This window comes from Rhodanobacteraceae bacterium, from assembly GCA_016713135.1.
Taxonomy (GTDB): domain Bacteria; phylum Pseudomonadota; class Gammaproteobacteria; order Xanthomonadales; family SZUA-5; genus JADKFD01.
Genome location: JADJPR010000002.1, coordinates 330760 through 344545 on the forward strand (window position 1 = coordinate 330760; position 13786 = coordinate 344545).

The 13786-nt window shown below is 69.0% G+C and carries 11 protein-coding genes; 8 read left to right on the top strand and 3 right to left on the bottom strand.

Going from position 1 to position 13786, the window contains the following annotated elements:
- Window positions 1–8: 8 nt before the first annotated feature.
- Both IPK27_03735 and IPK27_03740 read left to right on the top strand, forming a co-directional pair.
- Window positions 9–1373 carry a hypothetical protein gene (locus IPK27_03735; GenBank protein ID MBK8066749.1) on the top strand — a complete coding sequence of 455 codons (1365 nt, stop codon included), beginning with the start codon at window positions 9–11 and terminating at the stop codon, window positions 1371–1373.
- Window positions 1370–1558, top strand: coding sequence for a hypothetical protein (locus IPK27_03740; protein ID MBK8066750.1), 189 nt, complete (start codon window positions 1370–1372; stop codon window positions 1556–1558). Before IPK27_03735 ends, IPK27_03740 begins: the two co-directional genes overlap by 4 nt.
- A 100-nt stretch (window positions 1559–1658) precedes the next feature.
- On the opposite strand, the gene IPK27_03745 is transcribed toward IPK27_03740, so the two are convergent.
- The gene (locus IPK27_03745; GenBank protein MBK8066751.1) at window positions 1659–4070 is read right to left on the bottom strand and encodes an ABC transporter permease; all 2412 of its coding nucleotides are present in this window, start codon (window positions 4068–4070) and stop codon (window positions 1659–1661) included.
- A 301-nt stretch (window positions 4071–4371) separates the two neighbouring features.
- Here IPK27_03745 and IPK27_03750 point away from each other — a divergent pair, with 301 nt between their 5' ends.
- Window positions 4372–5679, top strand: coding sequence for a DUF3422 domain-containing protein (locus IPK27_03750; GenBank protein ID MBK8066752.1), 1308 nt, complete (start codon window positions 4372–4374; stop codon window positions 5677–5679).
- 9 nt (window positions 5680–5688) lie between these two features.
- Here IPK27_03750 and IPK27_03755 read toward each other — a convergent pair whose 3' ends face one another.
- Window positions 5689–6243, bottom strand: a complete 555-nt coding sequence (locus tag IPK27_03755; protein MBK8066753.1) for a GNAT family N-acetyltransferase — start codon at window positions 6241–6243, stop codon at window positions 5689–5691.
- A gap of 115 nt (window positions 6244–6358) precedes the next feature.
- On the opposite strand from IPK27_03755, the gene IPK27_03760 reads away from it, so the two are divergent.
- The 5 genes from IPK27_03760 to IPK27_03780 all read left to right on the top strand — a co-directional run bounded on the left by IPK27_03760 (window position 6359) and on the right by IPK27_03780 (window position 11730).
- Window positions 6359–7369: a type II secretion system F family protein gene (locus tag IPK27_03760; protein MBK8066754.1), complete on the top strand. Its 1011-nt coding sequence runs from the start codon at window positions 6359–6361 to the stop codon at window positions 7367–7369.
- A 97-nt stretch (window positions 7370–7466) separates the two neighbouring features.
- Complete coding sequence (locus IPK27_03765; protein ID MBK8066755.1) at window positions 7467–8294, top strand: hypothetical protein; 828 nt, start codon at window positions 7467–7469, stop codon at window positions 8292–8294.
- Window positions 8295–8919: 625 nt separating this feature from the next.
- On the top strand, window positions 8920–9855 hold the full coding sequence (locus IPK27_03770) for an aminotransferase class IV (GenBank protein MBK8066756.1): 936 nt from the start codon (window positions 8920–8922) through the stop codon (window positions 9853–9855).
- Window positions 9852–10604 carry an HAD family hydrolase gene (locus IPK27_03775; GenBank protein ID MBK8066757.1) on the top strand — a complete coding sequence of 251 codons (753 nt, stop codon included), beginning with the start codon at window positions 9852–9854 and terminating at the stop codon, window positions 10602–10604. The genes IPK27_03770 and IPK27_03775 overlap by 4 nt, the downstream gene beginning before the upstream one ends.
- 169 nt (window positions 10605–10773) lie before the next feature.
- The gene (locus IPK27_03780) at window positions 10774–11730 is read left to right on the top strand and encodes a calcium/sodium antiporter (GenBank protein ID MBK8066758.1); all 957 of its coding nucleotides are present in this window, start codon (window positions 10774–10776) and stop codon (window positions 11728–11730) included.
- A gap of 87 nt (window positions 11731–11817) precedes the next feature.
- Here IPK27_03780 and IPK27_03785 read toward each other — a convergent pair whose 3' ends face one another.
- The gene (locus IPK27_03785) at window positions 11818–13782 is read right to left on the bottom strand and encodes an MBL fold metallo-hydrolase (protein MBK8066759.1); all 1965 of its coding nucleotides are present in this window, start codon (window positions 13780–13782) and stop codon (window positions 11818–11820) included.
- Between the last annotated feature and the right edge of the window lie 4 nt (window positions 13783–13786).

Consider the following 13786-nt stretch of genomic DNA (forward strand, 5'->3'; position numbering starts at 1 on the left):
AGAGACCAATGCACAAACTCTGGATGGCGTTGCTGGGGTGGCTGGCGCTGCCGGCCCTGGCAGTGAATGTGGGCAACCTGGACACCGAGTATGGCGGCGCCAGCGCACTCGGACGCGTTCGCGTGACCTACGACCTCGGCAGCCCACCGTTCGACCTGGTGGAGAGCGTGCGGCGCCTTTCCGATGGCCGCACCATGATGGTCGGCAGCGCCTACAACGGCAGCGGCTATTCGATGGCAATCGCGCTGCGCACGCCGACCGGACTTGCCGACACCAGCGTCGGGCCGGCCGGCAGTCTCAGCCTGACGCCGCCCGGCGGCGCCCTGAACCCCAATGCGATGGCATCGGCGATCGCGGCCGATGGCAGTCATTACCTGGTCGGCTTCAACGGCGATGGCTTGCGCGTCTGGCGCTACGGGGTCAACGGCGGCCTGCTCGGCGGCCCGTTCGCGCTCGGCAACAGCGGATTCGAATATCGCGCCGACGAGGCCCTGATCGATGCCGCCGGGCGGCTGGTCGTATCCGGACGGGTGAAGCCAAGCGGCACCAACGACGCATTCCTGGATGGCTTTGTGCTGCGCATGTTGCCTGGCGGCACGCTCGACAGCGGTTTTGGCATTCGTACCTTGAGTTTTGCCGGCGCGGCGCGCGACGATGGCTATCGCTTGCGCGAGATCGGGGACGGCGGTTATGTCGTGTGTTCGCGCGTCGGCGATTTTGATGGCAGCCTGCTCGGCTACGGCCTGGCACGCCTGGGTGCCGACGGCAGCCTCGATCCGGGCTTCAACGGCGGCCAGTTGCTGACGCACTTCCTGCAAGTCGACGGCCAGAGCTATGGCGCCGCCTGCGGTGGCCTCGGGGTGCTGCGAACATCCACGGTCACGCGCATTTATGTGTCCGGGCGGGCAGACCGCGCAGGCGTGCTTTCGAGGTCCTTCGTGCGCGTGCACCAAGCTGACGGCAGCGCGCTGCCGAACTTCGGCACGGCCGGCCAGGCATTGTACGACTGGAACGAGACCGTGCTCGGCATCAGCGGCGACACCGCCATCGAGGTCGGTCGCGATTCCGCCGACGTAGGTCGACCCTACCTGATCACGTCCGCCCTGTTCGGCGGTAGCGAGGCACGCACAGGCATCATGCGCCTGACATCGGTCGGCAGCGTCGATCCCAGCTATGGCACCAGCGGCATGACCATCGTCGGGATCACCGTGCCCAACATCGGCGGCACCCAGCGCGCATTGCGACCGGCCGCCAGTTTCCTCAGCCTCGAAGGCCTGCTGATCGGCGCCGCGGCCACCATCGAGAGCGGCAACATCGACGTCGTGTTGATGCGCCTGCATGGCGACCGCGTCCACGCCAGCGGCTTCGAATGAAGGTCCTGCGCACGCCCCGACCGAATGAAGCCGAGGGCCTGCGGGCCGAACAGCCGGACCAACCAGCCGACCACGCAGCGGGGCCAATCATCCAGTCGATGCGCGCGGCGCCGAGCACACCCATGGACGTCGCGCAGGTCTGCACAGGGACCGTCCTTTACCTCGATGCCGCCGATTTGCAATAGCGCTGGCCGCGGTGGTCGCGGGGATCGGCAGCACATGGTCGATGCGCAGCGCGAGGATTGTGGTGCGCTGCACAGGTCGCTGCCGCAACCGAGATCGACACTATTGGTCGCCGCGCAAGGCAGCGATCGGATCGACACCCGCCGCGCGCCGCGCCGGCCACCAGCTCGCCAGCAGCGTCGCCACGCCGAGCAGTGCGGCGGCGAGCGCGTAGATGCGCGGATCGGCTACCGATGCGGACGCCAGTACCGGCGCCAGCGGCTGCGCAAGCAGGAAGCCGAGCAACAGGCCGACGACGATGCCACCGAGCGTCTGCGGCGCGCCCTGGCGCAGCACCATCCATTCGAGGCTGTGCCCGGCCGCCCCGAGCGCCAGGCGCAGGCCGAACTCGCGCTGGCGCCGGCGCGCCGCGTAGGCCATCACGCCGTACACGCCGACCGCGGCCAGCAACAGGGCGGCTATGGCAAACACGCCGGCCATCGAGCCGATGATCTGCATCGGGGCGAGCCAGCCGCGGGTGCGCTCGCCGAGGGTGGCGATGCTGTGGATCGGCTGCAAGGGGTCGATCGCCGCGACCGCAGAGCGCACCGCTGCGACCATCGCGGCGGGATCGCCCTCGGTGCGCACCAGCAACTCCAGCCAACCCCAGCTCTGCTGATCCTGCAGCAGGTAGTAACCACCACCGTCGCCGGCATTGCCGACACCCTGCATGTGCAAATCCGGGACCACTCCGACCACGGTCACCCAAGCTTCGCCAGGCAAACCGCGGCGCAGACGCTGGCCGAGCGCGCTGCGTCCCGGCCACAGGCGCTCCGCGAGGCTCGCGTTGAGCACCGCCACGGGCGTCGCACCGGCCCTGTCGCTGGCCGCGAACAGCCGACCCGCGAGCGCCGGCTGGCCGAGCAGCGCGAAATAATCGCGACTGACCACTTCCAGCCATGCCGGCGGGCGGTCCTGCTCGCGCGCGTACGCAACACCCTCGATCTCCACGCTGACGCCGACACCCTGACCGACGAGATCGCGACTGCTCACCGCAGCCGCGGACACACCGGGCACGGCGCGCACGTGGTCCAGCAGGCGCTCGTAGAATGCAGTGCGCGCGCTCGCTTCGGCATAGGCCGGGCCCTGCAGTTCGAGGCGACCCACCAGCAGGCGTTCCGGATCAAACCTGAAGTTGACTGTCGAGCTCTGCACCAGGCTCTGGCCGAACAGGGCGGCCACCACCAGGGCCGCGCACGCGAAGGCCAGCTGTCCGGCAGCCGTCCACGCACCGATGCGCGCCGCACCGACCTGGCCGCGGCCGCTCTCGCGCAGGTTCTTCGCGAGGTCGATCCGGCTCGAGCGCAGCGCCGGCAACAGGCCGGCGAACAGACCGGCGCCGATGGCCAGCAGCAGCGCCATGCCGACCACGCGGGGATTCAGGTCGAAGTACATCCACGCCGGCATGCTCAGGCGCGCAGCCGCCTGCGCCTGCAGCAGGCCGATGCCGACCGCCGCCAGCGCCAGGCCGAGCATGGCACCGCCGAGGCCGATCAGCAGGCTCTCCGCGAGCACCTGGCGGACGACGCGCGCCCGCCCGGCACCCAGTGCGCTGCGCACCGCGATCTCGCGCATCCGGTCGGCGCCGCGCACGAACATCAGGTTGGCGACATTGGTGCAGGCGAGCAGCAGCACGAAACCGGTCATCGCCAGCAGGGTCAGCAGCAAGGGCACCGTCGGCCCGCCGTTGTAGGCGTACTGCAAGGGCTGCACGCGCGCAGGCGTGTTGCCGTCGGCGCCTTCTCCGAGCGCCGCGCGATGGCGCTGCAACAAAGTGCCGACTTCGGCCTGCGCGCTCTGCGCGCTCTGCCCTGGCGCAAGCAGGCCGAACGCCTCCATGCCGATCTGCAGGTGATCCACCGGCGTTCCTTCCGCTGGCAGGCGCATGTTGACCCACACACTGTCGTTGCCCGGGAAGCGAAAACCCGGCGGCAGCACGCCGATGATCGTGGTCGGCTCGCCGTTCAGGCGCACGCTGCGGCCAACCACACCCGGATCGGCCTGGAAGGCCTCGACGAACAGGCGGTGCTCGATCATCGCCCGCTGCGGCTGGCCCGGCTGCGCGTCCTGCAGCTCCAGCAGGCGCCCGTGCAGCGGCGCCACACCGAGCATCGCGAAGAACTCGGGCGTGACTGCCGAGCCCCAGAGGCGCTGCGGCAGTTCGCCTGGCGCGGCCAGGTTGTAGGTTTCCGAACGCCAGCCTGCAAGGGTGTCGAAAGCCCGCTGCTGCGCGGCCAGCGCGGCATAGTCGTCCGCCCGCAATCGCCTCCATGACTGCGAGTCGCTGCCCTCTGCAAGCGCGACGTGGACGATGCGGTCGGCGTGCGGAAACGGCAGCGGGCGCAGCAGCACACCGTCGATCAAGCTGTATTGGGTGGCCACGAGGCCGATACCGAGGCCGAGCGTCAGCATGGCCGCGAGCGCGAATCCGGCGTGTCGCCACAACTGGCGGAGGGCGTAGCGGAAGTCGTTCATCAGCGCGGACCCTGCGGGCTCGGGGCAGCCCGGCAACTGCGCATGCAATCTGCATGCCTCGCCGAGGGCCGCGCAGCAACGCGGATCCGGGGCAGCCCGGCGCACGCCAGCGGACACTCGTGTTCGGCCCCGGACACCCACCGCCCGGGACTCGCCCGTCGCCGCCTGCCGTCCTGGCGACGTCGCCAGGATCGAGCGCCACCACCCCACCACGGCGTGCGACGGCAGCAAGCTGAGCCCCAACTCCAAACCCCGGGGAGTACGCTCTGGGCAATCCTGCGTCCGCCGGAGGCACCGGTCCATGCATCCACGGCTACTGCTCGCGCATCTGGACGAGCACCCGCTACGCCAGCGGCTGAACCTCGAGTTCCACGCCGGGCCGCCGGTGCCGCTGGTGGGGGCGATGCTGGTGTCGCACCTGGTGTTCCAGAACGGCGAAGGGGCCGAGGCGGTAGGCGACGAGCGCGCGATCCTCGCCGAGTTGTGCAAGGGCCTGCAATGCACCGCGATCGAGAACGCGGATTCCTTCCTGACGCTGGAGACGGCCGCTTTCCGCATGCGCTGGGAGCGGCATACGGAGTTTTCCAGTTACACCTTCTTCCGCGCGCTGGCGGCGGGTGAAGTACTCGATGCCGACGCGACCGCGCTGGATGCGCTGCACACGGAGTGGATGCGGCGGATTCCGGGCAAGCTGATGGTGGCCACGCAGATCGAGGTGCGCCCGACGGCAGATCTGAGTGCGGACTCGGTGCTGGCCGGGCTGATCGCCAACGGGCGCACGATGGTGGCGGCGCGGGTCGCGGACCAGACGGCCTGGGTGTTCAGCGATTTCAAGATCGACAACGGCTTCTCGCGCTTCCTGGTGCTCAACGAGTCGATGACCCAGCGCCAGACCGGGCGCACGGTGCAGCGGCTGGTCGAGATCGAGACCTACCGCATGCTCGCCCTGCTGGGCCTGCCGGTGGCCAAGGAGACCGGGCGCTGGCTGTACTTGAGCGAGCAGCGACTGGCCGACCTGATGGACCAGATCGACCATGCACGCTCGGCGCAGGACGAGCGCGACGCGCTGACGGCGCTGTCCACGCTCGCGGCCGAGGTCGAACATTCGGTGGCGCGCACGACTTTCCGCTTCGGTGCCTCGCATGCCTACCAGGGCATGGTGATGCAACGCATCGAGGAATTGCGCGAATCGCGCGTGTCGGGCTTCCCGATCTTTGCCGAGTTCATGCAGCGGCGCCTGCAGCCCGGCATGCGCACCTGTGCGGCCATCGCCCGTCGCCAGGAGGAACTCTCCGCACGCGTGGCGCGCAACAGCCAACTGCTGCGGACCCGCGTCGACATCGACCTGGCGCAGCAGAACCAGGAGTTGCTGGGCCAGATGAACCAGCGCGCCCGGCTGCAATTGCGGCTGCAGGAAACCGTCGAGGGCCTGTCGGTGGTGGTGCTGACCTACTACGGCTCCAGCCTGGTGCGCCAGTTGGCGCGGGCGACGGCGGACTGGCACCACGGATCGGTCGAAGTCATCACGGCGGTGTCGATCCCGGTCATTGCCTTGCTGGTGGCCTGGGGAACCTGGCGCATGCGCCGGAAGATCGCGGCGGAGTCCTGAGCCGCGCGATCAGCCCGTGGGTGGCGCAGCGGCACGCAATTCGTAAATCGCCGAACTGCCGATCTCGTCGCCCACACGCCAGCGCTCGGCCACCTCGCGCACACAGCGGAAACCCAGGCCTTCGAGCAGGCGCACGGACGGCCGGTTGCGCGGGTCCACATCGGCTTCGATGCACTGCACGCCGAGTGCGCCGAATGCATGCGCGATAGCCAGTCGCAAAGCCTCAGCCGCCAGACCCTGTCCCTGCGAGGCCGGCGCCAGGGCATAGCCGACTTCGCACCGCTGTCCAGCCAGCAGGAACAGGGTCAGGGTGCCGATCAGCTCGTCGCTGGCAGCGAGTGCGATCGCGAAGCTGCGCACGCGCTGCGGATCCAGCGACTGGCGCAGCTCGATGAAGGCCTGCGCCTGCGCCGGGCGGGTCCACGCGGCGAAGCTCCAGTAGCGGGTCACCGCCGGGTCGCTGAACAGCGTGTAGAGCGCGGCTGCGTCCCCGCTGCGCAGTGGCCGCAGCCGCAGGCGCGCGCCGTGCAGGATCGCCATCGCATGGTCGGGGGGCACGGTCATCGGCGACGGGCGACTCGCAAGGTGGAGCACAACGCTACGCGCCCGGCGCGTGGCTTGCGAATCCCCACGCATCATTTCGGCCCACAACGGGCACCCCGCTGGCAGACTCCAGCGTATGCCCGCACGAAGCACTCTTCCCGCCTTCCCGCAGCTGCTGCCTGACGACTTGCGCGCGCAGATGCATGCGCAACTGGCGGCCCTGGAGCGCGCGGGCGTGCCGCCCGCGCAGGCGGTCGGCATGCTCGACCTTCCGGGTGCCTGGAAGCCGGCCACGGCGCGCGCCGCGCGCGCGCTGGCGCGCGGGCAATCGCTGGCCGATGCGGGCGCGGCGGCGGGCCTGTTCACGCCGCTGGAAGCCGGCGTGCTGCGCGCGGCGATCCTCGCCGGCAGTCCGGCGATTGCGCACGAACGTCTGGGCGCGGCCGCCGCGCTGCGCGCGAAGCTGGCCAAGCAGGTGCGCGCACGTCTATTGCTGCCGCTGTTCGTGTTGGCGCTGGCATTGTTTCTGCAGCCCTTGCCCGCGCTGGTGAGTGGTTCGCTCAGCGGCGGCGGCTACCTGCTGCACAGTGTGGGCACACTGATGCTGCTGGCGGCGTGCTGGGCTCTGGTCGGCCACCTCCGGCAGCATGCCGCAGCAGTGCCGGACAGTCCGGCGAGACTGGCGATCGAAGCGGTGGCCCTGCAGGTGCCGGTATTCGGCCCGCTGTGGCGGCGCAATGAGGTGCAGCGCGGCGTGGAGAGCCTGGCGCTGCTGCTGGAAAGTGGCGTCAGCATGTTCACGGCGCTGCCACTGGCAGCTGGCACGGTGCGCCTGCGTGCGGTCCGCGCGCAGTTCGATCAGTTGCTGCCGCGCATGCAGGGCGGCGCCACCCTGGCCTCTGCGGTGAGCGCGCTGGACGGCATCGATCACCACGCCCTGTCCGGGATGATTGCGACTGGCGAGGGCAGCGGACAGTTGCCGGAGATGCTCAGTCGCTGGGCCGGGGCCGAAGCGCAGGAGTTGGAGGCGCAGCAGGCGCAACTGGCCGCCTGGCTGCCGCGGATTGCCTATGTCATCGTCGCCGCCTGGATGGCGCAGGGCTTGCTGGGCGGTGCGGGTGTGCTCACCGGGCGGCGCGATCTCTGAGCCGCGCCGACGCAGCGCATCGTCACGATTGGCCAATGGGCAAGCGCGCGGGCTGCCTGCAGACTCGGGGGCCCTGTCCTGCCGGTGTGGCCGCCCGATGCGCCTGAACTCCCTCGCTGCCCTCGCACTTGCCGCAATCACTCAGGCCGCGCCGGCAGAGGAGATCCGCCTGGCGCCGCCGCAATCGATGTTCCGCGACAGCGTCAGCCTGCAGCAGTTCGTCAACGGCACGCTGCGCTTCGTGCTGCTGCACGAGATCGGTCATGCGCTGGTGGATCTGTACGACATGCCGGTGCTCGGGCGCGAGGAGGACGCGGCCGACCGTTTCGCCACCTGGTGGTTGTCGCCGGATGGCCAGGAGGACGGCACCGATGCGATTGCGGCAGTCGAGTGGTGGCTGGCCTCGGGCCAGGCCAGCGAAGCGGACCGCGACGAGCTGCACTGGTGGGACGAGCACGGCATCGACGAGCAGCGCGGCTTCCAGATCGCCTGCCTGCTGTACGGCGCGGATCCGCAGACCATGGGCCCGCTGGCCGGGCGCCTGGGGCTGCCGCAGGCACGTCGCGAGAGCTGCATTCCCGAGGCCGCGCAGAACGCCGCCTCGTGGTCGGCAAACTTGCGGGGCCAGGTAGCGAGCATGCCGGCGCAGCTCGACGGCTTCATTGTCCCGGTCAACCACATCGAGCCCGAATCCGCCGACACAGTCGACGCCGCCCGGCTGGTGCGCAAGGCGCAACTGCTGGAGCAAGGACAGGCGCTGCTCAAGCAGTTCAAGTTTCCGGAGGGCGCCGTGATGGTCCGCCTGGTCGCCCAGGACTGCGGCCAGCCCAATGCCTTCTGGAGCCCCGACGACAAGGCCGTGGTGCTCTGCCACGAACTGGTCAACCATGTGGCCGCGATCGGCCAGAAGGCGGGGTTCCGCTGACGCCGCGCGCTTGACATGGCAGGGGCGCGGAGTAGGCTCGAACGCTCCGCAGTTTCGGCCGTATCGGCCCGCTGCATGCCGGACAGGACGCGATGAGCAAGATCCTCGCCTCGAAGGACCAGGAACTGGAGAAGAATCGCAAGGCACTGACGCGCCTGGTGGTTCTTGGCGGCGCCGTGACCCTGGCCATCCTCGCCGCCATCCTCGTCTTTACCTACCTCGGCTGACGGCTGAACCGGGCCGGTTAAACGCGGAGACGCGGAGGGCGCGAGTGGCATGCGCCGCATCCAACCTTTCTCATGCTTTTCTCTGGCTCTTCTGCGCTGAATGATCTCGCGACCGGACCCGTCAATCGCGGAGACGCGGAGGACGCAGAGAAGAGCACGGAGAAGAGCGATGGCGGGAGTGGCAGGCGCCGCATCCGACCTTGCCCATGATTTTTCTCCCTATCCTCCGCGTCTGAACGCTCCGCAGCGCGCCAGTCAGTCACCATTTCCCGAAAATCACCCTGTTCATCCGCTTCTCTCCGCGCTTTTCTCTGCGTCCTCTGCGTCTCCGCGTTTAACTGGCATCGGCGCATGGAACAGGGCCCGGTATGCTCGGGGCTTTGCCGCGAGGTCGGTCGATGGCGCAGGGCACCCACGATTTCATCGACGATCCGCGCAATGCGGACATCCGGATCTACGTCAACGGCGAGCTGAAGCCGCGCACGCAGGCAACGCTGTCAGTGTTCGATTCGGGCTTCGTGCTCGGCGATGGCGTGTGGGAAGGGCTGCGCGTGGTAGCCGGCCATCCGGTGTTCCTCGATGAGCATCTCGACCGGCTGTACGAGGGCGCGAAGGCGATCGCGCTCGAGATCGGCCTGACGCGGGACGAACTGAGGCGCGCCCTGTACGCCACGTTGGAGGCCAATGGCATGCGCGAGGGCGTGCACCTGCGGCTGATGGTCACGCGCGGGGTCAAGCGCACGCCCTACCAGGACCCGCGGGTGTGCATCGGGCCGGCCACCATCGTGATCATCCCGGAATACAAGACGCCGCTGCCGCAGACGCTGGCGCGCGGCCTCAAGCTGTTCACCGTGCACGTGCGCCGCGGCTATCCGGATGTGCAGGATCCAAAGCTCAACAGCCACAGCAAGCTCAACTGCATCACCGCCTGCATCCAGGCCTACACCGCCGGTGCCGACGAGGCGCTGATGCTGGATCCGCACGGCTTCGTCGCCACCTGCAACTCCACCCACTTCTTCATCGTCCGTCGCGGCGAGGTGTGGACGTCGAGCGGCGACTACTGCCTACCCGGCATCACCCGCGCCAAGGTGCTCGAAGCCTGTCGCCTGGCCGGCATCCCGGCGCGCGAGAAGAACTTCAGCCTGACCGAGGTCTACGGCGCGCAGGAAGCCTTCGTCACCGGCACCTTCGCCGGGCTGGTGCCGGTCAGATCCGTCGATGGCCGTGCGCTTGCATCGGCCAGCCCGGAGGGCCGCCCGATGATCCACCGGCTGCAGGCGCTGTACCGCGACCTCGTCCTGCGCGATGTCGCCGCGCGCGAGGCTGCACGATGAGCCCGCTGCGCATCGCGATGTGGTCCGGCCCGCGCAACATCTCCACCGCGATGATGCGGGCCTGGGAGAACCGCGGCGACTGCATGGTCAGCGACGAACCGCTGTACGCGCACTACCTCGCCGCCACCGGCGCCGACCATCCGGGCCGCGACGAGGTGATCGCGGCCGGCGAGACCGACTGGCGGCGCGTGGTGGCGGAACTTGTCGGCCCGGTGCCGGATGGCCAGCCGATCTGGTACCAGAAGCACATGACCCACCACCTGCTGCCGCAGATGGAACGCGGGTGGATCGATCAACTGACCAACATCCTGCTGATCCGCGATCCGGCCGAGGTGGTTGCCTCCTATTTGCGCACCCGCGGCACCGTCAGCGCGGCGGAGATCGGGCTGCCACAGCAGGCCGAGTTGTTCGCGCGCCTCGCCGACCGCGACGGCCGCGCACCGCCGGTGATCGACGCCGGCGAGTTCCTGCGCGATCCAGGGGGCCATCTGCGCGCGGTCTGCGCGCTGCTCGGCATCCCGTTCACCGATCGCATGCTGCACTGGCCCGCCGGCCCGCGCGCCAGCGACGGCGTGTGGGCGCCGCACTGGTACCACGCGGTGTGGCAGTCGACCGGCTTCGAGACGCCCCGTGAGAAAGCTGTCGAGCTCGGCGCAGAAGACGCGCGCGTGGTCGACGAGTGCCGCGGCATCTACCAGGCGCTGCGCGTGCATCGGCTTGTGCCGCCACCAGGCGTGCACGCCCCCTGAGTTCCCTCGCGGGCCCGCAAATCGCGGCTTGATGCGAAGCCCAGGCCGAGATCGGCGCCACCATCTCCGCCCACCACCTGTCGGCAGGGACGCGCACATACAACTCGTGCACGATGGACTTTCGTGATTCTGCCATCCTTGCCAGCCCGATCCTGCCCCTGCGCTGCGCATGCTCCTGCAAATCCTGATCCTCGCTTCCGGCGTGGCCATCCTGGCGGTGGGCGCCGATCTCTTCGTCAAGGGAGCCTCGTCGGTAGCGGAGCGCTTTGGCATCAGCCCCTTCGTCATCGGCCTGGTGATTGTCGGCTTCGGGACCTCCACACCCGAGCTGGCGGTCAATATCGGCGCTGCGGTCAATGGCAACACCGACATCGCGATCGGCAATGTGGTCGGGTCGAACATCGCGAACGTGGGCGTCATCCTGGGACTGGCCGCGCTGGTCGCGCCGCTGGCGGTGCAGTTGCGCATGGTCCGGGTCGAACTGCCGATCATGATCGCGATCAGCTTCCTGTTCTGGGGCCTCGCCAGCCTGGGGCAACTGGTGCGCTGGGAAGGCTTCGTCCTGGTCGGCGCCTTCATCGCATTCATGCTTCTCCTGTTGAAGACCTCGAAGAGCGAACCAGCCACCGTCCAGGCGGAATTCGCCGACGAGAACCCGAAAGCCCATCGCAAGCTCGGCGGGACGATCGCCCTGATCGTCCTCGGGTTGGCCGGCTTGATGGGTGGCGCGCACCTGTGCGTCGGGGCGGCGGTGAAGCTGGCGACGATGTGGGGTATGAGCGAACTGGTGATCGGACTGACCATCGTTGCCATCGGCACTTCGCTGCCTGAGCTGGCCTCCAGCGTCATGGCGGCCTATCGCGGCCACGCCGACATCGCCATCGGCAATGTCCTCGGATCGAACATCTACAACCTGCTGTGCGTCCTCGGCCTCACGTCGATCATCACGCCGCTGCCGACCACCGCGCCTACGCTGATGGGGCTCGACATCCCGGTAATGATCGGCTTCGCCCTGGTCCTGGTGCCGATGATGCTGATGGGCTACCGGATCACGCGCTGGAACGGCGCCTTCCTGCTGGGCGCGTACGCGTCCTATGTGGCCTACCTGCTGCATATCGCGAGCTGAAGCTGGAGGTCCCCATCCGGCCCGGGAAGCGCGTCACGGCCCGTCCTCGACGCGGCAAGAGCTTCCCGGCGCGCGCAACTGGGCTCGTCACTCGCGCGTGACGATCGGGAAGGTCCCCGTCGGCTTGTCGATCAGGCGCAGGAAGCGGGCCAGATCGAGCGTGCTGCCCTCGATCTCGACCTCGTCCGAGGTCAGCAGGTCGGTGGCGCCGGCGCTGCCGGTGAGCATGCGCAGGAAGAAGGCCTTGCTCAGCCGCAGGGTGGCCGCGGCGTCCTCTGCCGGCGGTGCGCGGTGGTGGTGCAGCACGCCGTTGCCGAGTTCCAGGACATGGGTCTCACCGAGGTCGGAGAACTCGAGGTTGATGGTCAGTGCGAGGTCGCCCGCGGCCTGCGCATCGAGCGAGGCAGCCATCGCTTCGAGGAAACGCTCGACCGGCGTGTGCTGCAGCAAATCGATCATCGCCGCGCGGTCCATGCCGGTTTCCGGCGGACCCTGGCGCAGTTCCAGGGCACCGGTGAGGTAGACATTGCGCCAGGTGGCGGCCTCGCTGGCGTAGCCCAGTTGCTCGAAGCTGCGCGCGAGCAGTTCGCGCGCGGCCGCGTCGCCGGCATCGGCGTACACCGCGTGCTTGAGCAGCTCGGCCGCCCAGCGATAGTCGCCCGCGTCGAAGGCGGTTTGCGCCTTCGCCAGCACCTGCTGCGCGCCGCCCAGCGCCTCGACATAGCGGCGCCCGGCTTCCACCGGCGGATGCGGATCGAGGTTGGCCGGATTCGCATCGAACCAGCCAAGGTAGAACTGGTAGACCGCTTTCACGTTGTGGCGCAGCGTGCCGTAGTAGCCGTGCACATTGAGATGGTCCTGCAGCGCCTGCGGCATCTGCAGCGTCTCGGCGATCTCGGGCGCGGTGAGTCCGGCGTTCATCCCGCGCACGGTCTGGTCGTGGATGAACTGGTAGCTGTCGCGCTGCATCTCGATGAACTCGCGGATACGCGCCTGGCCCCAGACCGGCCAGTGGTGCTGGTTGAACACCACTTCGGCGCCCGCGGTGTGCGCCAGCGATTCGTCCAGGTAGTGCGCCCACTTGAGCGCATCGCGCACCTTCGCGCCGCGCAGGGTGTAGAGGTTGTGCAGCGTGTGGCTCATCAGTTCCGCGCCGCAGTAGGCCTTGAGGTCCGGCAACTCGAAGGTGAACTCGGCCGGCGCCTCGCTGCCGGGCACGTTGTGGAACACGAAGCGGACGCCGTCCAGCACCATTTCCTCGCTGCTGCCTTCGACCAGACGGGTCGGCGGCAGCAGCCCCACGCGCCCGAAGGCGACCGCCTTGCCGAGGCCAGTGTCGACCAGTCCCAGCGCCGAGACCGGCAGGCGGCTGCCGTACATGTAGGCGGCGCGGCGCACCATCGCGGTGCCCATCAGCACGTTCTCGCTGGTCGCTTCCTCGATGAAGCCGGCGGGTGCGACGATCGGCACCTCGCGCGCCCTGGCTTCCTCGGCGCTGAGCACGCCGAGCGCGCCACCGAAGTGGTCGGCGTGGCTGTGGGTGTAGACCAGCGCGGTCACCGGGCGCTCGCCCAGGTGCTTGCGCGCGAAGGCCAGCGCCGCCGCCGCGGTCTCGCGCGCGGTCAGGGCATCGACCACGATCCACCCGGTATCGCCCTGGATCAGGGTCATGTTGGCGATGTCGAAGCCGCGCAACTGCCAGATGCGCTCGCTGACCTGGAACAGTCCGACGTGGTTGTTGAGCAGCGCCTGGCGCCACAGGCTGGGGTGCACGGTGGCGGGCGCAGATCCGGCAACGAAGCGGAAAGCATCGAAATCCCAGACCACGCGACCGTCCGCCGCAGTGACCTGACCCTCGGGCGCGGCGATGAAGCCGCGCTGGGCATCGGCGAAGCTCGCGGGGTCCGCGAGGTCGGCTGCCTCCGCTGCCTGGGCGTGGATCGCCTGCACCGCGGCACTGGGCCGGCCGCTGTCGCCGGCGTCGGTTGGCGCACGCGTGCAGGCCGCGCCCGCGAGCAGCGCCGATGCGATCAGCAGAATCCTGTGACTCATGACG